Source organism: Shimia abyssi (genome assembly GCF_003014475.1).
GTDB lineage: Bacteria > Pseudomonadota > Alphaproteobacteria > Rhodobacterales > Rhodobacteraceae > Shimia > Shimia abyssi.
This window is the reverse complement of record NZ_PYGJ01000006.1, coordinates 110,541-132,138: the sequence shown is the minus strand read 5'-3', so window position 1 is coordinate 132,138 and position 21,598 is coordinate 110,541. Positions and strand designations below refer to the sequence as shown.

Here is a 21,598-nt window from a genome sequence, read left to right as displayed (position 1 = left end):
CGGGCAAGCCGGACTGCTTGTGTTTTCGTCAAGTCGTAGCGATCAGCGGTACTTTGCCGTGGTGATCTTGCCACCTTCGATAACAATTTCGCGGTAACCGCCAGCCGCTTCGCCGCCACCGATCAGTTCAACACCGGTTGCACCGACATAGTCAATTTCACCGCCATTCGCGAGGATTTCGAGACCTTTTGCCAGCTCGCCAGTGCCGATCTGTTCGCCGGGTGCATTGGCCACGTCCATGATCTTGGCGGCATAGTCGCCGGGCTCTGATGAACCAGCGGCCTGCATGGCCAGCATGATCAGGGCTGCGGCGTCATAGCTTTCGCCGATGTAGGGGCCGGAGCTGTCGTAGCTGTCGGACGCGATGCCTTCGAGGATTGCAGTAGTGTCAGAGGATTCCGCGCCGGGAACGGTGCCAACGGACCCTTCGATTTCGTCACCAAACGCTTCTTCGAGCGATGCGCCGATCATGCCGTCGGGCAGAGCGAACATGTCAAATGCGCCAGTGTCGAGCGAGGCACGGATGATACCAGCACCACCTTGGTCAACGTAGCCAGCCACGATCAGAAGATCACCACCAGCTGAGGCGAGTGCTGCAACTTCGGCAGAATAGTCGGCTTTGCCGTCTTCGTGAGCGGTGGTTGCGGTGACTTCGCCGCCATTTGCCTGGAAGGCCGCAGAGATCGCGTCAGCCAGACCTTTACCATAGTCGTTGTTTGTATAGGTGATCGCCGCCGAGGTGATGCCTTTTTCTTTGAGCACGTCTGCCAGAACCTGACCCTGACGGGCATCAGATGGCGAGGTGCGGAAGAACATGCCGTTGTCTTCTGCCGAAGACAGCGCAGGCGAGGTGGCGGAGGGCGAGATCATCACGACGCCGTTTGGCACGGCCACGTTTGCCAGAATCGCGCCGGTCACACCGGAGCAATCTGCGCCGACAATACCCTTGACGCCGTCAGATGTGATCAGGCGTTCAGCAGCCGCTGTTGCAGCACCCGCGTCAACACAAGTTGAGTCACCACGAACCGGAGTCACGGTCATGCCGCCCAGAAGTTTGCCAGAGTCGCTCACTTCTTTCATGGCGAATTCGCCACCAGCCGCCATGGCCGGGGTTAGCGATTCAATTGGGCCGGTAAAGCCCATGATCACACCCAGTTTAACTTCATCAGCAGACGCAGCACCGGCGAGCAAGGCACCTGCGGCGGTGGCCATTAGGAATTTTTTCATTTGTTTTCTCCCATTATGGTTCTTTTTTCCTGCTTGGAGCCTATGCGCGGGATTTTAAAAAGAAAAGGGGTGAACTGACTGGAATTTGATCACGTAACCCCCTCACTTGCAGAGCGGCCATGATAGGGTCGTGACAGTTGTGATTTGTGGGAGAACGTCATTGATTATGCGCCTGATCGCCAGCCTTGCTCTGATGCTGTCGGCAAGTTTTGCCACGGCACAGTCAATTTCAACGTCACAGGGCCGCGTGGCTGTGGACGCGATGGCTGAAGGGTTAAAGAAACCGTGGTCATTTGGGTTTCTGCCGTCGGGTGATGTTTTGATCACCGAGCGTGACGGGGTGATGAAGAGGCTGGACAGCGCAGGCAAGGTGCACCGGGTGAGCGGTGTGCCAAAGGTGGTGGCGCAAGGGCAAGGTGGGTTGTTGGACGTATTGGTGCCGCGTGATTTTGCACAAACGCGGCAGATTTTCCTGACGCTGGCACATAAGCAAAGCGGAGGTGCGGGCACGGCGGTGGCGCGGGCGCGGTTGTCGGAGGATGGTGGTCGGCTAAGTAATGTTCGGGTGATTTTTGAGATCACGCGGGGCAGCAGTGGCGGGCGGCATTTTGGCTCTCGGTTGGTTGAGGGGCGGGACGGCACGCTGTATGTCACGGTCGGGGATCGGGGCGACCGGCCATCGGCGCAGGATCTGGGGCGGCATAATGGCTCTGTCCTGAGGATTACAAAATCGGGGCAGGTGGCGTCTGGCAACCCGTTTGTGGGCCGCGCGGGCGCAGAGCCTGAAATCTGGTCTTATGGGCATCGCAATCCACAAGGGATGGCCATGGATTTGAGTGGTGGTTTGTGGGCGGTGGAACATGGCGCCAAAGGCGGGGACGAGGTGAACCGGGTGCGCAAAGGGGCCAATTTTGGTTGGCCAGTCATTTCCTATGGCGAGCACTATAGCGGCGGCAAAATTGGCGAGGGCACGTCAAAATCGGGAATGGAACAACCCGCGTATTATTGGGACCCGTCGATCGCGCCGTCGGGCATGATGATTTATTCAGGCAAAATGTGGCCCAATTGGCGCGGGCATATTTTTATCGGCAGTCTGAAATTCGACTACATCTCAAGGATGTCTGGTAACACACTGAAAGAGCGTGAGAAAATAAAATCAAACCGCACCAAAAGGGTGCGCGATGTTCGAGAAGCGCCTGATGGAAGCATTTGGTTTCTGTCTGAAGACCGCGGCGCTCTTTACCGGATGCGCCCGTCTGGTTAACGTCAGCGGGAAGCGAATTCGTTTTGCCAATTTCAGGAGAGCCGATGTTGCGCCCCAAAATTTACGCCTTGTCCGTTGCCTTGTCTGTCGCGCTGTTTGCACCTCAGGTCGGGATGGCCCAGACAAATGACACGTCTAGCGACGCTGAAAGCGCAGAGACAGATGAGGCCGCGACGCAGCCATTGACGATTGAGCGGCGCACCAATCAGCGCACATCGTTCAACGAAGGGCTGGCGCAATTCAATGAGTTTATCATGCAAGGCCAGCTGGGCGAGGCGATTGCGTTTCTCCGGCCTGATATTGAGTTGGGCCAAGACGAAATCGCCACGTTGGACGCGCAGTTAACCGAGCTTTATTCTGACGTCTTCACCGGGCAGGACACGGTACGGTCAGAATCGCTCAAAGGTGGGTTCCGCCAAGAGATGCTGGCCTATTGGACTGACAAGGGTGAGTATTTCTATGTTTATGTGCTGATGCATTCGCAAAACGACAGCCGCCGGGTGCTGCATATTGAATACAACACCGAGTTTCATTCGGTTTTCAGTCTGTTCTAAAGAGACTAGGCCAACGTCAGATAGACAGACGCGCCGCGTGGCTGCCGCGTTCGCGGTAGGGCGTGGTCTCGTAATGCGAACGGTAGCATTTTGAGAAGTGGCTGGGTGAGGCAAAGCCACAGGCCAGCGCTACGTTGATCACGCTCATATCGGTTTGCATCAACAGGTTACGGGCCTTTTGCAGCCGCAGTTCCATGTAATATCGCTTGGGCGAGCGGTTGAGATATCGGCGGAACAGGCGTTCGAGTTGGCGTGTTGAAAGGCCCACCTCTTTGGCCAGTATCGACGGGCTTATCGGCTCTTCTATGTTGGCTTCCATCATCTGGATGACCATCGAGAGTTTGGGATGGCGCACACCAATGCGGGTTGGCACGCTGAGGCGTTGGGAATCCTGATCGGTGCGGATTGAGCTGTAGATTTGCTGATCCGCGACCCAATTGGCCACGTCTTCACCCAGATCGTCAGCGATCAGCTGTAAAAACAGGTCAATCGAAGACGTGCCGCCAGCGGTGGTCATGCGGTTGCCATCGATGGTGAATACCGACTTGGACAGATCGACCTCTTCGAACTCCTCGATAAAGCTGTCCTGATTTTCCCAGTGGATCGTGGCCTTTTTACCGTCCAGCAATCCCGCCTTGGCCAAGGTGTAGGAGGCGGTGCACAAGCCACCGATCTGCAGGCCCTTGCGGGCCTCACGACGCAGCCAGTTCAGCATTCTTTTGGAGGTTGCGACCTGAATATCGATGCCGCCGCAAATCATAACGGTGTCATCGCGGTGCAGTTCGTTTAAACCGGTGTCTGGTTTGAAGGTGGTATTGGTGGAACACTTCACCACCTCGCCATTTTCTGTCGCGAGTTGCCATTCGTAATAATCCCACCCCAACCGGCGGTTGGCCAAACGCAGACAATCGATCGCAGACGCAAACGACAAAAGCGTGAAATTTTCGAGCATTACGAAAACGAACCTACGGGATTTGTTGTCCGTGGTTTCGGCCTGTCGGGTAGCCTTGAGCGACATGCTTTTCTTCCTTTTGCGCCTGACGTTCGAGTCGGGAGCGTCTTGGTGGGTAGATGATTTTAGCGCTGATTATACGCGGCGCGTCAAGGCCGCATATTTCAACTCTGGTCCTCGCTCAAGAGCTTTTGTATAAGGGCCGCTCAACCTGTCCAATCGGAGTAAAGACAATGGCAGAATGGCAAAAATCTGACTGGCGCAATAAGCCCCGGATTCAGATGCCTGACTATACGGATCTTAACGCGCTGAACGCCGTCGAGGCGAAGCTCGCAAGCTATCCGCCGCTGGTCTTTGCCGGGGAAGCGCGCTCGCTCAAGCAGAAGCTGGGAGCCGCATCTCGTGGCGAAGCGTTTTTGTTGCAAGGTGGCGATTGCGCCGAGAGCTTTGAGCAATTCAGCGCGGACGGGATTCGCGACACATTCAAGGTAATGTTGCAGATGGCGGTGGTGCTGACCTATGGCGCCAAGGTGCCTGTGGTTAAAGTGGGCCGCATGGCCGGCCAGTTTGCCAAGCCGCGTTCGGCCCCTACAGAGACCGTCGATGGCGTGGAATTGCCGAGCTATCGCGGTGATATCATCAACGAGCTGGCCTTTACCTCAGGTTCGCGCATTCCGGATCCGTCCAAGATGCTGCAAGCCTACACACAGGCGGCAGCGACGCTGAACCTGTTGCGGGCTTTTTCGACCGGGGGTTATGCGGATGTGCATCAGGTGCATTCGTGGACGTTGGGTTTCACCGAAGGTGAAAACGCGGCCAAATACCGGGATATGGCGAATCGCATTTCAAACACGCTCGACTTCATGAAGGCGGCTGGGCTGGACAGCGATTCAAACCACGCACTGCGCACGGTGGATTTCTACACCAGCCACGAGTCGTTGTTGCTGGAGTATGAAGAGGCTCTGACACGCCTGGATTCGACTTCGGGCAAGTGGCTTGCCGGGTCAGGTCATATGATCTGGATCGGGGATCGTACCCGTCAGCCGGATGGCGCACATGTGGAATTTGCACGTGGCGTGCAGAACCCGATTGGTCTGAAATGCGGTCCAACGACCACAGCTGAAGATCTGAAGGTGCTGATGGCCAAGCTGAACCCCGAAAACGAAGCCGGGCGTCTGACGCTGATCGCGCGTTTTGGGGCGGGCAATGTGGGTGAGCACCTGCCACGCCTGATCAAAACGGTTCAGGAAGAGGGCGCAAACGTGCTTTGGACCTGTGATCCGATGCATGGCAACACCATCAAGTCGGCCACCGGTTACAAAACGCGGCCATTTGAGAGTGTGCTGCGCGAGGTGCGCGACTTCTTTGGTGTGCACAAGGCCGAGGGCACTGTGCCTGGTGGCGTGCATTTCGAGATGACCGGCCAGGACGTGACCGAGTGTACCGGTGGTGTGCGCGCGGTGACCGAAGAGGATCTGTCGGATCGTTACCATACCGCGTGTGATCCGCGTCTCAACGCATCGCAGTCGCTGGAGCTTGCGTTCCTGGTAGCGGAAGAGCTGTCGAGCCTGCGGGATATCCGGACGGCGGCGGCAGTTTAAGTTTCTGCGATAAGCTGCTCTTAAAAAACAAAAAAGGCGGGGTGCCATGTCCAGTGGGCCCCGCCTTTTCTTTGACAGATCGGTTCTCCTATCTGCCGGTGATTACACCCTTCTGAGTGTTATCCGTCCGTCACGACCAACCGTAGATGTGGATGCCGGGTTGGTTTGGTGACGGGGACAATTGCTGCTGCTTCAGGCGCTTTTGGCGTCAATGTCCGCTTTTCTTCGCCGCTGTCGATCTGACGCAGGAAGCTGCCTGTCATATCAAGTTTTGCCGGACCGCGCCCAACGTGCCCTTCGACCACGATCGCGCCAAGCGCGCGGGTCACGGTGCCGTTGTCACCCCGCAAGGGTAACAAGAGCATCTGGGCGTCCAGCCCCGGACGGCCAAATTGCCCATCGGCACGCAGGCGCAGGCTGGCTGTCGCGGGGCCTTCGAAGACGTCTTTGAGCGACCGGCGGAACGCCTCACGGGTTTCAGTGGATATCAGGGCGGACACCGGCATTCCGCGCATTTCCATACCCATCAGGTCCGACAGGGTTTGTCCGGCCACGCGGAATTTGGCCATGCCCGGCGCGATTTGTTCCAGTATAAAGGAGTGTTTCAGCGCCCGTTGAATGCCGCGCGGGTCTACATCGGAACGATAGGGCAGTTTGCCGTTGTCGCGTAATGCGTCCCAATAGGCCTGCACCTCACCCAGCACAGGATGGCTGCGCAGGTCCGTAATATTTGATTTGTTTCCCCGTAAAATGGCCACACCACTCACCCTTACCGTTTATACATCCCCAAAAAACGGTCTCTACCGGCGTCTTAACCTTTGGACCATCTTTCTTACCACCTCGTTAATATGACAAATTTTCCCCAAAATGGGAGAAAATACGCCTCAATTGGTTAACTCATCGGTGTTATGGCCGCGCGGTTTGCTTGCTCTTGCTGTGTAAAACCCCCTAGATACTGACAGAATTTGAAGTAGGAGAGGCGTCATGCTGAACTCGATGACCGGATTTGCCGCGCTTAAGGGTGCGCACGACGCCTATAGCTGGACTTGGGATATGCGCGGGGTCAATGCCAAGGGGCTGGATATCCGCCTACGAGTGCCCGACTGGATCGAGGGGTTGGAACCGGCCGTTCGTACCGGGATTGGTCAGGCGCTGAATCGTGGGTCGGTCAGCCTTGGGTTGCGGGTGCAACGCGACGAGAGCCAGGGCACGTTGGCGTTGAACAAGGTCCAGCTGACCTCGGTGCTCAATGCATTGAACGAGGCCGAAACATTGGCGGCAGAGCAGGGGATTGCCCTGTCGGCATCGCGCAGCGTGGATATTCTGGGATTTCGCGGAGTTATGGAAACGGCCTCTGAGGAGCAGGACATCCCGGCGTTGCGCGCGGCGTTGACGGCGCAATTGCCGGAGTTGCTAAGCGCCTTTGTGGACATGCGCCAGACCGAGGGCAAAGCGCTGGAGGCTGTGCTGAGCGACCAGTTGAGCGAGATTGAGCGCCTGACGGCGGCGGCAACGACGGCGGCAGAGGCGCGGCGCGCCGAGGCGGCAGAGACGTTGCGAGCAAATCTGGCGCGGGTGATGGAGAACACAGATGGCGCAGATGAGGCGCGGGTGGCACAGGAGCTGGCAATCCTTGCGGTCAAGGCGGATGTCACCGAAGAGCTGGACCGGCTGCGCGCCCATGTTGAGGCCGTCAGAGAGCTGTTGGCCAAGGGCAGCCCTGTGGGGCGCAAGCTGGATTTTCTGATGCAGGAGTTCAACCGCGAGGCCAATACGCTGTGTTCCAAGGCGCAATCTGTCGCGCTGACTCGGATCGGGCTGGACCTCAAGACGGTGATCGATCAAATGCGCGAACAAGTTCAGAACGTGGAATAAATCATGACATCAAGACGTGGCCTTTTGATCATTTTGTCTTCGCCTTCGGGTGCTGGAAAGTCGACGTTGTCCAAGCAGTTGCGCGCCTGGGATCCGACAATCGCGTTTTCAGTGTCTGCCACGACGCGCCCCCCCCGTCCCGGTGAGGTGGACGGGCAGGATTACCGGTTCATGAGCGAGACGGATTTCAAACGTGACGTGACCAACGGCGATATGCTGGAACACGCACACGTGTTTGGGAATTTCTATGGATCCCCTAAGGGGCCGGTGAAATCGGCCATTGAGGGCGGGCAGGACGTGTTGTTTGACATTGACTGGCAGGGCGCACAGCAGGTCCGTAATTCGGATCTGGGGCAGCATACTTTGTCGATCTTTATTCTGCCGCCGTCGATCACCGAGCTGCACCGACGTCTGGTTAGCCGTGCGCAGGACAGCGAAGAGGTGATTACCAAACGGATGCAGAAAAGCTGGGACGAGATTAGCCATTGGGGCAGTTATGACCATGTGTTGATCAACGATGATCTGGACACCACTGAGGCTGATCTGATCTCTATCGTCACCGCCACCCGTTTGCGCCGTATTCAACAGCCCGCGCTGGTGGATCACGTGCGAAAACTGCAAGCTGAGTTTGAGGACATGCAATGACCGTTTATGCACTGGACAATATCAGTCCCAAAGTTGCCGATACCGCGTGGATTGCGCCGGATGCCAATGTGATTGGGAATGTGGTGCTGGAAGACAAAAGCTCAGTATGGTTTGGGTGCACGCTGCGCGGGGATAACGAGGCGATCGTGATTGGTGCCGGCACTAATGTTCAGGAAAATACGGTGATGCACACCGATCCGGGCTGTCCGCTGACCATCGCGCCGGGGTGCACGATTGGGCATAAGGCGATGCTTCATGGCTGTACGATTGGCGAGAACACTTTGATCGGGATTGGCGCGATCATTCTGAACGGGGCCAAGATTGGCAAAAACTGTCTTATCGGGGCAGGGGCGTTGATCACCGAGAACAAGGAAATCCCCGATGGGAGTCTTGTGATGGGCGCACCGGGCAAAGTGGTGCGCACCTTGGATGAGTCGGCAATCGGCGGCCTGCGCCGTAGTGCGCGACATTATCAGGAAAACGCGGCGCGGTTTGCCAATGGAATGCAGCCGGTAACTACCTATTGATCGGTGATTATTGGCGCAGACGTGTGATGTCTTCATGAAACTGTCACGTCGGCAGGATTTGTGTCCGAATAATGAGTCGGCGGTGATCGGTCCTGAGGAAAAGACAGTATGATGACACAAGACGGTTTTGATAATTCTTATCTGGATGCGATTCCGTTGCCTGCCGTGTTTGTTGGCGTTGATGGACGTGTTCGAGGCGCGAATGAACGGGCGGTGTCTTTGCAGCCGCGTGCACGTCAGGATTTGCCGTTTATCCTGGTGTTTCGCCAGCCGGGTCTGAACACAGCCGTGGAAAACTGTCTGGAGACGCGGGCAAGACAGCGGGCTGTTTATTATCAGAGCGAAGGCCCACAGGAGCATCGGTTTGATGTGACCTGTGGCTATGTCGACGGTGGAATGGGGCGCGGTGTGCTGGTGTGTTTCCGTGATGTAACCGAGTTGCGCCAGCTGGACCAAATACGCCGCGATTTTGTTGCCAATGTCAGTCACGAGCTGCGTACGCCGCTGACGGCGATACTTGGGTTTATTGAGACCATTCAAGGGCCTGCGCGTAATGACCCGGAGGCACAAACGCGGTTTCTGGCAACGATGGCGGGCGAGGCCAGCCGAATGAACCGGCTTGTTGGGGATTTGTTGTCGCTAAGCAAAGTGGAAGAAAATTCGCGCCTGCGGCCCACGGATCAGGTGGATATTGGAGGATTGCTGAATTCGGTTGTGCGTAACCTGACGCCCTTGGCAGAAGAGGCGGGATGTCGGCTGTTGCTGAGCGGGCCGGACGAGGCGGTGCACATTCCGGCGGATGCCGATCAGTTGACCCAAGTGTTCACAAACCTTGCCGAGAACGCGGTGAAATATGGCGGGCAGGGCACGGATGTCAAAGTGACACTTACGGAGGTGCACCGGGACAGTGCGTTGCGTGGTCCCGCGGTAGTGGTGAGCGTTGCGGATAATGGGCCGGGCATTGATCCGGTGCATATTCCGCGCCTGACAGAGCGTTTTTACAGAATCGATTCCCACCGCTCACGCGAGATGGGCGGTACGGGGTTGGGCCTTGCGATTGTGAAACACATCGTGAATCGCCACCGTGGGCGTATGTCGATCACAAGTGAGCTGGGTAAAGGCAGCAGTTTTCAGGTGGTTTTGCCAAAAAAGTGACGGAATTTGTGTCTCGGTCCAGCGTTGTCATAAAAGCGTTACATACCTGTCACAAAAGCTTAGCCAGCACGACTTAGGTCACGCTCCAAGACTGCTAAACAGCAGTCAGGATAAAATGGAGAATTACATATGTCCGTCAAACTGACCGCTTCCGCTCTGGCCATTGCTGCCGTTGCCGCCACCTCTGCTGCTGCTCGCGACCAGGTTCAGGTTGCTGGGTCTTCGACCGTTCTGCCTTATGCCTCGATCGTTGCCGAAGCGTTTGGCGAAAACTTTGATTTCCCAACACCGGTTGTTGAATCGGGCGGCTCATCCGCTGGCCTTAAGCGCTTTTGCCAAGGTGTCGGCACCGAGCACACAGACGTTGCAAACGCATCGCGCAAGATCCGCGAAAAAGAGATCAAGGCCTGTGCCGAAAATGGCGTGACCGAAATTATCGAAGTCCGCATCGGTTATGATGGCATCGTATTTGCCAGCCAGTACGAAGGCCCGGCCTATAACGCCTTTACGCAGTCTGACATCTTTAATGCGCTGGCGCCCAAGGTGATGGTTGACGGCAAGCTGGTCGACAACCCTCACAAAAAATGGTCCGATTTTAACTCTGACCTGCCAAGCGAAGACATTCTCGCGTTTATCCCCGGCACCAAGCACGGCACACGTGAAGTGTTTGAAGAGAAAGTTGTTGCAGCGGGCTGTGAGGCCACTGGCGCCATGGAAGCCATGATCGCGGGCGGTATGTCCGAAGACGACGCGGAAGACGCATGTCTGGCAGTAATGTCTGACGGTCGCGCCGTAGACATCGATGGCGACTACACCGAGACGCTGGCGTCGATCGACGCGAATGCAAACGGCATCGGCGTGTTTGGCCTCGCATTTTACGAGAACAACACCGACAAGCTGAAAGTGGCAACGATGGCAGGTGTTGAACCCACCACCGAAACCATTTCGACCGGTGAATACCCAGTGTCGCGCCCATTGTTCTTTTACGTCAAGAAAGCGCATATCGGTGTGATCCCCGGTCTGAAAGAATATGCTGAGTTCTTTGTGGCAGACGAGATCGCAGGCCCCGATGGCCCGCTGGCTGAGTACGGTCTGGTATCTGACCCCGCTCTGGTCGAGACACAGGACGCAATTGCGGACGAAAAAATCATGGGCGGCGATAGCTAAGCCCAACTGCACGATCCTGATCGGGATCGGCTGACAAGATCAGAGGCGGCGCTTGTTGCCGCCTCTTTTTTCACTCTTGATGCGTCGAGAAATCTCTGGGGGACCGATGTCCGTTTTCTGGCTTTGTATGATTGTGCTGGCGATTTGTGTTGTCGGCTTTCTGTTTGGACGGACCCGCGCGCTGAGCAGTGCAGCGGGTGAAGCGCGTCAGTTGCATTCTCTGCCGAATTACTACGGCTGGAATGTGGCCATGAAAGTGGTGGTCCCCGCATTTGGATTGATGGCGGTCTGGTTGATCGCTCAACCCATCGTTCTGGAAAGTCGCGTGGCGGGTATGATCCCGCAAAGCGAGATCAAGGAAGGGTCTTCGGTTGGCCTTGTGATGGCCGAAGTGCGCCGCGCTGCATCTGGTCTTGAAAACGCAGTTGCCTCGGGAGCGCTTGAGGCGGGGCTGGCGCGGGATCCGGAGGCGGATCCGGCGATGATCAGCGAACGCCTGAAAGAGGCGGGACAGGTTGTGACGGCCGAGATCACGCAAACCATTCTTCAGGCCGCACAAGCGTTTAGCGCGATGAGCGCGACTGCCAACTGGGTTATGACGGTGTTGGTCATTGCCATTGCACTGGGCGCTGCCGCGATGGCAGTGCGTCAGAGTGACAAAGAGTACAAGGCGCGCAACGCAGTTGAGCAGGGCATTCTGGCGCTATTGATTGCGGCCGCGTCGGTGGCCATTTTGACCACGATTGGCATTGTGCTGTCGCTGATATTCAACACGGCCGAGTTCTTTCGGCTCTATCCGGCGCTTGATTTCTTTACGCTGTTGGAATGGGCACCGTCCTTTTCGGGCCGGGGTGGGACATCGCAGCTGGGCATTCTGCCGCTGCTTTGGGGTACGTTGTATATCTCGTTCATTGCCCTGTTGGTGGCGGTTCCGCTGGGGCTGTTTGCCGCGATCTACCTGTCTGAATATGCCACGCCCCGCGTGCGTGGCATAGCCAAGCCACTCTTGGAAATCCTCGCTGGGATCCCGACCATCGTTTACGGTCTGTTCGCGTTGTTGACGATTGGGCCGATGTTGGTGTCGGTGTTTGGTCAGGACGGGCTGGGCTGGATGAGTGGCGGGCGTGCGGTGATGACCGCCGGGATCGCCATGGGGATCATGCTGATCCCGTTTGTAAGCTCCCTTTCGGATGACATCATTAACGCCGTCCCGCAAGCGATGCGCGACGGATCGTACGGTTTGGGTGCGACACAGTCGGAAACCATCAAACAGGTGATCCTGCCCGCCGCACTGCCGGGCATTGTGGGGGCCATCCTGCTGGCCGCGAGCCGCGCGATTGGTGAGACAATGATCGTGGTTATGGGGGCAGGGGCCGCCGCGCGCCTGTCGCTGAACCCGTTTGAGGCCATGACCACCGTGACCGCCAAGATCGTCAGCCAGTTGACCGGCGACAGTGACTTTGCCTCACCTGAGGCGCTGGTCGCCTTTGCGCTGGGGATCAGCCTGTTTGTTATCACTTTGGGCCTGAATGTCTTTGCCCTTTATATCGTTCGCAAATACCGGGAGCAGTACGAATGACCGATGCAAGCCTTCCTAATGGTGGTGCAAAATCGCGCCACGGCTCGCTGACTTCGGTTGATGCGCGCACCAAAAAACGCAACACCGCCGAAAAACGGTTTCGCGCCTATGGGGTTGTTGCTATCGCGACGGGGATCCTGTTTCTGATGGTACTGCTTTATGCGATCATCACCAGCGGCGCGGGTGCGTTTCAACAGACCTTTATCAAGGTGCCGGTCTATCTGGATCCGGCCAAGCTGGACAAAAAGGGCGAGCGCAACATTGACGACATCAAGAAGGTGTCGACCTTTGGCTATAACCCGTTGATCCAAAACGCCGTTCTCAAGGCGGTTGAAGATGCCGGTATCGAGACGCCGCTGAAAAAGTCCAAGGACATGAAGGCGTTGATTTCGGCCTCGGCGGCGGCGCAGGTGCGCAGTTCAGTGATCGAGAATCCGGCGCTGATTGGTCAGACGGTGGACTTCAAGTTCCTCGCCTCAAGCCGGGTGGATGGCTACCTCAAGGACCGCGTGAAGCGGGAAGATTTGGCGCGGGACAAGAATATTGATGCCGAACACCTCGACATCGTCGACGGTCTGATGGAGGCGGGAGTTCTCAAAAAGACCTTTAACCCGGCCTTTATCTTTGGCGCGGATGCCTCTGAAAGCCGGGCCGAGCAAGCCGGGATCGGCGTGTCGATGATTGGCTCGTTTTTCATGATGCTGGTGGTGCTGTTTCTGGCGTTGCCGATTGGGGTGGCTGCCTCGATCTATCTGGAAGAGTTTGCGCCAAAGAACCGTTGGACTGACCTGATTGAGGTGAACATTTCAAACCTCGCCGCGGTGCCGTCGATTGTGTTTGGTATTCTGGGTCTGGCCGTGTTCATTCAGTTCATCCACCTGCCGCAATCCGCGCCATTGGTGGGTGGTCTGGTGCTGACACTGATGACGTTGCCAACGATCATTATCTCGACGCGCGCTTCGCTGAAATCCGTGCCGCCGTCGATCCGCGACGCGGCGTTGGGGGTAGGGGCATCCAAAATGCAGTCGGTGTTTCACCACGTGCTGCCGCTGGCCGCGCCCGGTATTCTGACCGGCACGATCATTGGTCTGGCGCAGGCGCTTGGGGAAACCGCGCCATTGCTGCTGATTGGGATGGTAGGTTATATCGCGTCGAATGCACCGGACGGCATTGCCAGTGGCCTGCTTGACCCGAATTCGGCCATGCCGGCGCAGATTTATGAATGGGCCAAGCGCGCCGACCCGGCCTATTACGAACGCGCCTGGGGTGGGATCATCATTCTCTTGATCTTCCTCGTAACGATGAACACTCTCGCAGTTTTCCTGCGTCGCCGGTTTGAACGCCGCTGGTAAACCAAGGACAGTAATCCATGTATGATGCACCAAACACGCTGGGGGACACCGTGGACCAGACAGAAACCAAAATATCCGCACGCAATGTGCAGGTTTTCTATGGGGACAACCACGCCATCAAGGACGTGAATGTCGACATTGAAAACAAATCAGTCACCGCCTTTATCGGCCCGTCGGGCTGTGGCAAGTCGACGTTCCTACGTTGTATCAATCGGATGAATGACACGATTGATATCTGCCGGGTTGAAGGCGACATCCTTTTGGATGGAGAAGACATATGTGACAAGAAGGTCGACCCGGTGCAGTTGCGCGCCAAGGTGGGGATGGTGTTTCAGAAACCCAACCCGTTCCCCAAGTCGATCTATGACAACGTGGCCTATGGCCCACGCATTCACGGGCTGGCCAAGAACAAGGCCGATCTTGATGAAATCGTTGAGAAATCTCTGCGACGCGGGGCGATCTGGAACGAAGTCAAAGACCGGCTTCATGCGCCGGGCACCGGGTTGTCGGGCGGTCAACAACAGCGCCTGTGTATTGCGCGCGCGATTGCGACCGAGCCAGAAGTACTGTTGATGGACGAGCCGTGTTCAGCGCTGGACCCGATTGCTACCGCACAGGTGGAAGAGTTGATTGACGAGCTGCGCCATCAATATGCGTTGGTGATCGTGACCCACTCGATGCAACAGGCCGCACGGGTGAGCCAGAAAACAGCGTTTTTCCACCTGGGCAACCTTGTGGAATATGGCGACACCTCGCAAATTTTTACCAACCCGAAAGATGAGCGCACAGAAAGCTACATCACCGGGCGGATCGGGTAACAGGAGACGGACCAATGAACGAGCAACATATCGTTACGGGCTTTGACCGCGACCTGGAGGCGATCCAGGCGCAGGTCATGAAAATGGGTGGACTGGTCGAGGCGGCCATTCTGGATGCCTCGAAGTCCTTAAAAAATCAGGACGAAGAGCTGGCCGAGCAGGTACGCAGCGCGGACAAGCAAATTGATGAGCTTGAGCTGTTGATCAACGACGAATGTGCCACGGTACTTGCCTTGCGCGCGCCGACGGCGGTGGATCTGCGGGTGGTCCTGTCGGTAATGAAAATTGCCGGCAACCTTGAGCGGATTGGCGACTATGCCAAGAACATGGCCAAGCGCACAACGGTTCTGGTGCATATGACGCCAGTTGATGGCGCGCGCGGCGCGTTGCGGCGTATGGCGCGCGAAGTGCAGCTGATGCTGAATGACGTGCTGGACGCCTATATTCAGCGTGACGCGGAGCTTGCGCAGAATGTACTGGAGCGCGACAAAGAAATTGATCAGATGTACAATGCGCTTTTCCGTGAGTTCCTGACGTTCATGATGGAAGACCCGCGCCACATCTCGCCGTGTATGCACCTGCATTTCATTGCAAAGAATACCGAGCGCATGGGCGACCATGTAACCTCGATCGCTGAGCAGGTGATTTACCTTGTCACCGGCGAGTTCCCGGACGAGGCGCGCCCAAAGGCGACCAAATACGAAGTCGACTGATCCAGACATTTTTCGGAGCAAGATGGCCATGGCCAACGATCTTCCTACTGTTCTTGTTGTTGAGGACGAACCGGCACAACGCGAGGTGCTGGCCTATAATCTGAAGGCCGAAGGGTTTGCGGTCGAGACAGCGGCGGATGGCGACGAGGCGCTGCTGCTGGTCGAAGAAGTGAACCCCGATGTGATTGTGCTCGATTGGATGCTGCCGGGTATATCGGGCATTGAGATCTGTCGCCGTCTGAAGACCCGAACCGCCACAATGGGTGTTCCGGTGATTATGCTGTCGGCGCGCAGCGAAGAAGTGGACCGGGTGAGGGGCCTTGAAACCGGAGCGGATGACTATGTGGTCAAACCGTATTCGGTGATGGAACTGATGGCGCGTGTGCGCAACCAGTTGCGCCGCGTACGCCCGGCTGCTGTGGGGCAGCGGCTGGAGTATCAGGATATCTTGCTGGACGCTGAAACCCATCGGGTGACCCGTCAGGACAAACCACTGAAACTGGGCCCGACAGAGTTCCGGTTGCTGACAACGTTCATGGAAAAGCCCGGACGGGTCTGGAGCCGAGAGCAATTGCTGGATCGTGTCTGGGGCCGCGACATCTATGTCGACAGCCGCACAGTGGATGTTCATATTGGACGACTGCGCAAAGCGTTGTGTTCGCAAGGCGGAGACGATCCGTTGCGTACCGTGCGCGGTGCAGGATATGCTCTGGGGTGAAATTGTTTTAGGTAAATAAAACAAAATATTATGCATTTATCTTAACGCAAATCTCCTTGCGGTATTCAACACAAAAGCATGAATGCGTATTGCCTGTTGGCTGCGTGTACATAATACGCATAATGATGATTATGTTAAATATACCTTACGCTTAGAACGAAAGCTGGCCAGCCTTTGCGTTTTGCACCGAGGTTAGCTAGGTGCACTGGTGTTCAGTGTCACCCGGTGTAACCTCAAAGGCTGAACAGCTCATTCGCGCCAAAGTACGGCACTGAAAAGTAGATCCTTATCAGGCCATTCAGCCCTGCAAGAGAGTCTCGATGCGCCGCAAGGTCTTTGTCCAGAATAACGCGAACGTTTCGCTGACCCGCAGAATAATTTGGTTCGGGCTAAAATACAGCACCCGATGTGGCAGAGAAATCCAGATGCTGGTCAAAAACGCATCGGTCAGACCTGATGATACCGTGACATGAAAATTCCTCGAGGCGCTGAAAGTGGCGTGTTTCCCTTAGACAAACAGGGATTGTGTGACGGCGTTGGGTTTCTTTGGGTCGACCTGTGTGAACCTCGTAAACCGGAGATGCGGCCGCGGCGTTGGCTCGGAAAATCTAGTAGACTTTATCGTGTGGAAAAAATTTGCGGGCCATCTCACGAAGAACTTAAGCAAGCAACTTCGAACGCCGTTGAATTGCTGGCTCTGTCGGGTAGGATAATCCCCTACCCCGTTGGCCCACTTGGCGTGATTGCTGAAGGCACTTATGCCGACATTCTGCTGGTCGATTGTAACCCGGTCGAAGATGCGATGATCATGACAGGCTACAAAAACGACTTTGATCTGATCATGAAAGACGGCGTGATCTACAAAAACACACTCGACCGAGTGTCGCATGGGGTGACAGAAAATCGGCGCACCGCGCAGCGATTTTCGAAACCACAGGAGGAGAATAAATGATTGTATATAAAAGAATTTTTACGGCGGTAAGCGTTGTTGCCCTCTCGGTGTCCGCGTCCTTTGCGCAGGATGGCCCTGCTCAAACCTTGTTCACCAATGTGCATGTTTTTGACGGGATTAGCGAAGACCGTATCGAAAACGCCAGTGTTCTGGTCGAGGGTAATCTGATCAAGCAAGTTTCGATCGGCGCAATTGACGCGCCCGGCGCGACAGTTATCGATGGCGGTGGGCGCACGCTGATGCCCGGGCTGATCGACAGCCATGTTCACCTGAACCTGACTGGGCTGTTCACAAGCTTTGGCGGTGCGGAGTACGCCAATTGGGACGGTGTGGGAGCAATGGCGGTCGCAAATGCGCGCGACTATCTGATGGATGGTTACACGACGGTTCGGGATGCCTGTGGCCAAGGCGATGAAATGAAGAAACTTATTGATCAGGGTATCCTTGCCGGTCCGCGGATTTATCCGAGTGGTGCATGCATCGGTCCGCAATCCGGTCACACCGACTGGCGCAGCCCCCGTGCTCGAGCTGAGGGCGGCCCAGTCGCTCAGGTAGAGCAACTCAATCTTGCAGTCGTTGCAGATGGAGTAGACGAAATCAGAGCGGCTGCACGACGGAACCTCAGCTATGGGGCCACTCAGATTAAACTCACGGTTGGCGGCGGCGTCTCTTCAGAATTGGACCCGCTTTGGTCCATCGGTTACGGTGTGGAAGAGATCAAGGCAGCTGTAGAGGTCGCTGCATTTTATGACACTTACGCCTTCACACACGCTTACACGGACGAGACCGTCCAAATGGCTTTGGATGCTGGCGTGAAGGTCATTGAACACGGCCAGATGGTCACCGAGGAAACCGTGAAACGCATGGCCGATGAAGGAGTATTCTGGTCCCTCAACACCGCTGGTTTCTCTCCGATCTTGTTTGAACATCCCAACTTTGCAAAGGGCACTCCGGCAGGCGACAAACTGACAATTGCGCAGGACCAAAGCAAAGATCTCATCGCGCTGGTCAAGAAGTACAAGCCCAAAGTCGTGCACAACGTTGATACAGTTCTGTCAACGATCGATCAGGGGCGCGCGCATCGCGATTTCGAAAAGTATCAGTTTGCCGACTGGTTCGGTAATCATGCAATGCTGGTTTCTGCAACTTCGACGGCGGGCGAGTTGGCCCAGCTAACGGGGCAACGCAATCCTTATCCTGAAAAACTGGGAGTGATTGAAGCAGGAGCTTATGCCGATATCTTGATTGTTGATGGAAACCCACTGGAAGACCTTTCTGTTCTGGGCGCCCAGTCAAAGTGGTTTGACGCAGAGCCCCGCGAAGAAGGTTTCGACACCATCCGCGTCATTATGAAAGACGGCAAATTCTACAAGAACACGCTGGGCTAACCGGCTTTCGGGGCGGGTCGATCCCCGCCCCGAATCTCCTTTACCCACCGATCTAACTCGCACTTTCCATTCCAGATGCCCCCACCTTTATCTGTGCATACGCTCTCATTCGTTTTGGCGACGGGGTATTGGATGATTTCCAGGTGATCGAAAATATGAGCCGCGCGGCGTCCGCATCAGGATCAAGCGCGCTCTGCAAAACTCTCGGTCAAATTGCGTCGCAGAATACCTAAATGCGGAGAGATCAGAATTTTAAACAACCAAAGACAAATTTGATCTAGGCTGATTTTGCAACCATCTGAAAACAAGGGAGAGGCCCATGCGGCTCGTGGCAAAAGGTTTCGCAGTATTGGGCATCGTTGCCGTAGTCTTGGTCTGTTTTGCTTGGCTCCTCCTGTCGTCAGCCTTGTTCTCATCCATGAGGACAGCTTTCATTGAGAACCTGATAGCCAAAAACCTAGGCCAGCCGGTTTTGATAGAAGATGGGGTGCAAATAGGCATTGGTAAAAACCTTGCAGTGTCCGCGGGCAGCTTGCGTCTTCCGAGCGCAGCAGTGGATGGCGTTGACCTCGCTGTCATAAACACATTGGATTTCGATGTTTCAGTCAAGAACTTGTGGAATGGTCGCTTATCTCTCAGCGGCTTCACAGTGTCTGGCGTTCATCTCAATCTCCTTACGGATGAGAATGGCACATCCACTTGGCAGGGAATGCCCCCACAAACGGGCGGCCCATCGAACCCTTCCAAGACACCTGAGGCTATGACCCGCAAAATACTCTCAGATCAAAAAATTGATGTGGCCGACGTAACAGTCCTTTACCAAAATGCCATAAACGGTCTGGATTTGGATCTGAAACTTTCGGAACTGACTGGGAACAGTGGAAACGCCAGCCAAGACGCTTCTTTTTTTGGAGCGGGATCATTGAATGGCGAACCCTACGAAGTGCAGGGCCGTTTTCCATCTGATGCCCCATTCCAGGTGCTGGTCGAGTTTGAGCATTTCTCTATCGCCGCAAATCAAGTCGCTGAAGTCAGCGAAATGGAAGTAAAGACAGCGATTGAGATTGGCGAACTTGGGCAGTTGCAAAATGTACTGAAGCTGAACCGCGTTTTAGAGGGGACTGGAAGTATCAGTGCAACCTATAGGATCAAGGACGACGTAGCGCGCATCGATGATGTTGATGTAGGCGTTCAGCTGGCTGGAGGTCAAAGCCTTGCTGTGACAGGGCACATCGGTGAGCTTGGAAACCCGGCCGATGTTTCACTCGCGACTCGCATCAGACTTTATCCCGAAGATGCGGAACCCGCACCGACTGAAAAACGGAAGGATCTCAAACTCATTGCTGTTGATATGGTGATCGACAGCGTACCGGGGGAAACCCCGCAGCGCCAAATGGTCATAAAAACCAATGGATTTACCCTGGATACCTCTGGCGAAGGACCACCACCAATTGCATTTTCGGGGATATCCAGAACACCAAATGGAGCCTTGCGCGTCGGCAACGTCAATCTGCGTATCGGGGTCCCCTCGAATCCGATCATCATTTTGAATGGATCCGTCGAGGACGCATTACAGGTACAAGGTATTTCGGCAGAGGGTGTATTGGACATTCCGGCAAGCAGTTTGATTTCGCCAGAGCTGTTGGGGCCGGATGATCAACTTGGAAAGTTTTCGGGCGTCTTCCACATAAATGGAGACCTCAACCAGCTTTCCCTGACCGATTTGGACGGTGAAACAAGCGAAACAGATATCTGGAGCCTCGATGTTCATGGAACGGTGAGCAACGTTCTCAAGTTTGAGGACATAGATTTAGGAATTGAAGTCAACGTGCCTTCTGGAGCCGAACTTCTACAAGCCCTGTCGCTGGAGCCGGTACAAACCGGGCCAGCCAGTTTTGCGGTCAATTTGCGCAGTCAAGGGGCAGATTGGAATGCGGACGCTGACGTTTCCGTTGCTGACTCAGCCCTTAAATTTTCCGCCGACCTTGATGATGCCACGACCAACCCTGTGTTGTTGGGAAGCATCGAAAGCGACTTGATCAAAATTGAACAAATTCGCACAATCATTCTGGCCGCAATGCAATTAAGAAATCTTGGGAACTCGGACACGGGCGATACAGCTCCTGAAGAAGTCGTAAACGCCCAGAATGACGAAACCTCTGGCCCGTTGCGCGATGTGTCACTCAAACCGATCGGACGTTCCGTTCTCTTGTCGGGCCTAAACATGGATATCGGCGTTGACCTACGCAAAATCGAAGGTGCCAAAGGCATCAGCAGCTTACAAAGCGAACTTACGCTGGACGAAAGCGATCTAAGAGTTGGACCTTTGGAGTTTGAGTACGGAGGCGGGCATTTCCACGTAAATGGGCACATGGACCTAAATGATGATGCACATCGTCTTGCCTTGTCTGGCAAAGCGGGAGGCTGGCAACTGGATGATATCTTGCACAGCCTGAACTTTCAAAAAGGCGCAAGCGGCACAATTCATGCCGATTTCGACCTTACCGGCGGGACGGAGACCGTCAAAGATTTTGTGCGATCTATGGCGGGAGATGTTACGGTTTCGCTCTATGATGGGTCCATTGAAACCCAACTTCTCGACCTAGCCGGTCTGGGGCTATTGCCATGGGTTTTTTCTAAAGAAAAACAAAAAGTTGCGCCCATCGTATGTTTGCGTGCGCCGTTTAGTGTCTCTAACGGAAGTATCTCAACCAAAACGACCACGCTGGAAACCGATCAGGTGCAAGTAGTTGTTTTTGGACAGGTAAATTTGACCAGCAAAGAACTGGACTTGAGCTTGCAGCCCCGTAAAATTGGAGATCCGCTGTCCAGGAGCCCTTGGCCGGCGACAATAAAGGGGCCACTGGCCGACCCAAAGATCAAAGTCAAAGACGGGCCGAAGCGGCTTAAGCGGTCAGATGGTGCGGACCAAATGCCTGCCGAAAGGCAGCTCTGCGTTCCTGACATTTTGCAACTTCAGTGAGTTGAACGGCAATCGTAACGGAATGGCTTTGCCTGAATTGCCCTCGGCGAGCGCTGTATCAAGATGCATTCGGTAGCAAGCATTCATGTGGCAATCGTATGCCCGATAGAGCTGACGCCGACGATAAG

The 21,598-nt window shown here is 55.5% G+C and carries 19 protein-coding genes; 16 read left to right on the top strand and 3 right to left on the bottom strand.

What is annotated here, in order from left to right:
- Positions 1 to 42 precede the first annotated feature (42 nt).
- The gene (locus CLV88_RS11870; protein WP_106608614.1) at positions 43 to 1,227 is read right to left on the bottom strand and encodes an ABC transporter substrate-binding protein; all 1,185 of its coding nucleotides are present in this window, start codon (positions 1,225 to 1,227) and stop codon (positions 43 to 45) included.
- Between the two features lie 166 nt (positions 1,228 to 1,393).
- Between CLV88_RS11870 and CLV88_RS11865 the strand changes: the two genes are divergently transcribed.
- Both CLV88_RS11865 and CLV88_RS11860 read left to right on the top strand, forming a co-directional pair.
- Positions 1,394 to 2,491 (top strand): PQQ-dependent sugar dehydrogenase, encoded by a 1,098-nt coding sequence (locus CLV88_RS11865; RefSeq protein ID WP_106608613.1) that lies wholly within the window; start codon positions 1,394 to 1,396, stop codon positions 2,489 to 2,491.
- Between the two features lie 44 nt (positions 2,492 to 2,535).
- Complete coding sequence (locus CLV88_RS11860; RefSeq protein ID WP_106608612.1) at positions 2,536 to 3,045, top strand: hypothetical protein; 510 nt, start codon at positions 2,536 to 2,538, stop codon at positions 3,043 to 3,045.
- Positions 3,046 to 3,061: 16 nt separating this feature from the next.
- Here the strand turns inward: CLV88_RS11860 and CLV88_RS11855 are convergent, their stop codons facing one another.
- Positions 3,062 to 4,063, bottom strand: coding sequence for a GlxA family transcriptional regulator (locus CLV88_RS11855; RefSeq protein ID WP_106608611.1), 1,002 nt, complete (start codon positions 4,061 to 4,063; stop codon positions 3,062 to 3,064).
- Positions 4,064 to 4,230: 167 nt separating this feature from the next.
- Between CLV88_RS11855 and CLV88_RS11850 the strand changes: the two genes are divergently transcribed.
- Positions 4,231 to 5,598 (top strand): class II 3-deoxy-7-phosphoheptulonate synthase, encoded by a 1,368-nt coding sequence (locus CLV88_RS11850; RefSeq protein ID WP_106608610.1) that lies wholly within the window; start codon positions 4,231 to 4,233, stop codon positions 5,596 to 5,598.
- A 119-nt stretch (positions 5,599 to 5,717) separates the two neighbouring features.
- On the opposite strand, the gene CLV88_RS11845 is transcribed toward CLV88_RS11850, so the two are convergent.
- Positions 5,718 to 6,356, bottom strand: a complete 639-nt coding sequence (locus CLV88_RS11845; protein ID WP_165798873.1) for a PAS domain-containing protein — start codon at positions 6,354 to 6,356, stop codon at positions 5,718 to 5,720.
- 226 nt (positions 6,357 to 6,582) lie between these two features.
- On the opposite strand from CLV88_RS11845, the gene CLV88_RS11840 reads away from it, so the two are divergent.
- The 13 genes from CLV88_RS11840 to CLV88_RS11780 all read left to right on the top strand — a co-directional run bounded on the left by CLV88_RS11840 (position 6,583) and on the right by CLV88_RS11780 (position 21,470).
- Positions 6,583 to 7,473, top strand: a complete 891-nt coding sequence (locus tag CLV88_RS11840) for a YicC/YloC family endoribonuclease (protein WP_106608608.1) — start codon at positions 6,583 to 6,585, stop codon at positions 7,471 to 7,473.
- 3 nt (positions 7,474 to 7,476) lie between these two features.
- Positions 7,477 to 8,118: a guanylate kinase gene (gmk, locus tag CLV88_RS11835; RefSeq protein WP_106608607.1), complete on the top strand. Its 642-nt coding sequence runs from the start codon at positions 7,477 to 7,479 to the stop codon at positions 8,116 to 8,118.
- Positions 8,115 to 8,645 carry a gamma carbonic anhydrase family protein gene (locus CLV88_RS11830; RefSeq protein WP_106608606.1) on the top strand — a complete coding sequence of 177 codons (531 nt, stop codon included), beginning with the start codon at positions 8,115 to 8,117 and terminating at the stop codon, positions 8,643 to 8,645. Before gmk ends, CLV88_RS11830 begins: the two co-directional genes overlap by 4 nt.
- A gap of 111 nt (positions 8,646 to 8,756) precedes the next feature.
- Positions 8,757 to 9,800, top strand: a complete 1,044-nt coding sequence (locus CLV88_RS11825) for an ATP-binding protein (RefSeq protein ID WP_106608677.1) — start codon at positions 8,757 to 8,759, stop codon at positions 9,798 to 9,800.
- A gap of 129 nt (positions 9,801 to 9,929) precedes the next feature.
- Entirely contained in the window at positions 9,930 to 10,967 is a 1,038-nt protein-coding gene (locus tag CLV88_RS11820; RefSeq protein WP_106608605.1) for a substrate-binding domain-containing protein, read from the top strand.
- A 106-nt stretch (positions 10,968 to 11,073) separates the two neighbouring features.
- Entirely contained in the window at positions 11,074 to 12,546 is a 1,473-nt protein-coding gene (pstC, locus tag CLV88_RS11815; protein ID WP_106608604.1) for a phosphate ABC transporter permease subunit PstC, read from the top strand.
- The gene (pstA, locus tag CLV88_RS11810; protein ID WP_106608603.1) at positions 12,543 to 13,898 is read left to right on the top strand and encodes a phosphate ABC transporter permease PstA; all 1,356 of its coding nucleotides are present in this window, start codon (positions 12,543 to 12,545) and stop codon (positions 13,896 to 13,898) included. The genes pstC and pstA overlap by 4 nt, the downstream gene beginning before the upstream one ends.
- A 17-nt stretch (positions 13,899 to 13,915) precedes the next feature.
- A complete protein-coding gene (pstB, locus tag CLV88_RS11805; protein WP_106608602.1) occupies positions 13,916 to 14,716 on the top strand; it encodes a phosphate ABC transporter ATP-binding protein PstB in 801 nt (266 codons plus the stop codon).
- Between the two features lie 14 nt (positions 14,717 to 14,730).
- Positions 14,731 to 15,429: a phosphate signaling complex protein PhoU gene (gene phoU / locus CLV88_RS11800; RefSeq protein ID WP_106608601.1), complete on the top strand. Its 699-nt coding sequence runs from the start codon at positions 14,731 to 14,733 to the stop codon at positions 15,427 to 15,429.
- Positions 15,430 to 15,457: 28 nt separating this feature from the next.
- Positions 15,458 to 16,147: a phosphate regulon transcriptional regulator PhoB gene (gene phoB, locus CLV88_RS11795; RefSeq protein ID WP_106608676.1), complete on the top strand. Its 690-nt coding sequence runs from the start codon at positions 15,458 to 15,460 to the stop codon at positions 16,145 to 16,147.
- Between the two features lie 625 nt (positions 16,148 to 16,772).
- Positions 16,773 to 17,099, top strand: coding sequence for a hypothetical protein (locus tag CLV88_RS11790; protein ID WP_207797053.1), 327 nt, complete (start codon positions 16,773 to 16,775; stop codon positions 17,097 to 17,099).
- Positions 17,096 to 18,487, top strand: coding sequence for a metal-dependent hydrolase family protein (locus CLV88_RS11785; protein WP_106608600.1), 1,392 nt, complete (start codon positions 17,096 to 17,098; stop codon positions 18,485 to 18,487). The genes CLV88_RS11790 and CLV88_RS11785 overlap by 4 nt, the downstream gene beginning before the upstream one ends.
- A gap of 319 nt (positions 18,488 to 18,806) precedes the next feature.
- The gene (locus CLV88_RS11780) at positions 18,807 to 21,470 is read left to right on the top strand and encodes an AsmA family protein (RefSeq protein ID WP_106608599.1); all 2,664 of its coding nucleotides are present in this window, start codon (positions 18,807 to 18,809) and stop codon (positions 21,468 to 21,470) included.
- Positions 21,471 to 21,598 lie beyond the last annotated feature (128 nt).